This window comes from Pontibacter beigongshangensis (genome assembly GCF_014332515.1).
In the GTDB taxonomy this organism is placed as follows: domain Bacteria; phylum Bacteroidota; class Bacteroidia; order Cytophagales; family Hymenobacteraceae; genus Pontibacter; species Pontibacter beigongshangensis.
In genome coordinates this window covers 1-1,103 of record NZ_VFSD01000057.1, presented here as the reverse complement: position 1 = coordinate 1,103, position 1,103 = coordinate 1, and the positions used below count along the sequence as shown (strand labels likewise).

At 50.0% G+C, this 1,103-nt stretch carries 1 protein-coding gene; it reads left to right on the top strand.

The window, feature by feature from the left end; translation table 11 throughout:
* The first annotated feature begins 133 nt into the window (after window positions 1-133).
* Window positions 134-1,096, top strand: a complete 963-nt coding sequence (locus FJM74_RS22070; protein ID WP_187264816.1) for an IS30 family transposase — start codon at window positions 134-136, stop codon at window positions 1,094-1,096.
* The last annotated feature ends 7 nt before the right edge of the window (window positions 1,097-1,103 follow it).

Below are 1,103 nucleotides of genomic sequence, written 5' to 3'. Positions count from 1 at the left end.
CTTGGATTCAAGTGACAAATGCAACCTTTAGGAGGTCATCCAGAGGATTATTTTTTTCAGGAGGAAGAAGCCTGAAGCCCCTTCCCCTGAAAGGATAAATTCTCTATATTGGCTTCCGTCCAAAGTTGCTAATATGAGTCATTTAACCGTTGAGCAAAGATACACTATTGCCCAAATGTTGGGGCAGAATTTTACGCAAACCCAAATTGCAGCCGTCATCGGGAAAGACAAATCAGTTGTATGCCGGGAGATCAAACGCAACTGCGACCAGCGAAACGGCCGCTATAACAGCCAGCTTGCCCAGCGTAAGTACGACAGCAGGCTCAGGCACAAGCCAAAGAAGGTGTATTTCACAGAGCAGGTGCGACTTTACGTGGAGCAAAGGCTGGCAGCCAAGTTCAGCCCCGAGCAGATCGTGGGGGTGTGCAAAGAGCTGGGAACGCCATGTGTGTCAGCAGAAAGAATCTACCAGCATGTCTGGAGCGACAAGAAAAGGAAAGGCACGCTGTATCTGCACCTGCGCAACCAGGGGAAGCGTTACCGCAAGCGAGGCCATCAGAAAGACAGCCGGGGGATTCTTAGAGACCGGGTGTCCATTGAGCTGCGCCCGGCCGTGGTAGCGGAGAAAAGCAGGTTCGGCGATCTGGAGATAGACACGGTGATAGGCAAAAACCACCAGGGGGCTATCCTCACCATCAATGACAGGGCCACAGGGTTGCTCAGGATGCGGAAAGTAGCCAGAAAAGAAGCTCAACTGGTTAAGGAGGCTGCTATTGAGCTCTTAGCTGAGTTCAAGCCTTACCTGCACACGATGACAGCAGACAATGGGAAAGAGTTTGCGCTTCATCAACAGATCAGCCAGGCGCTGGAGGTGGACTTCTACTTTGCCCACCCCTACCACAGTTGGGAAAGGGGAGCCAATGAAAACCTGAATGGATTGATCAGGCAATATGTGCCAAAATCATCCGCTTTGGAGAACCTGACAGAGGAGCACATCCTCTTTATCCAGGAGGAACTAAACAACAGGCCAAGAAAAAGATTTAACTATAAAACTCCTAATCAAATGTTCCACCAGAAAGTTGCATTTGTCACTTGAATCCTGC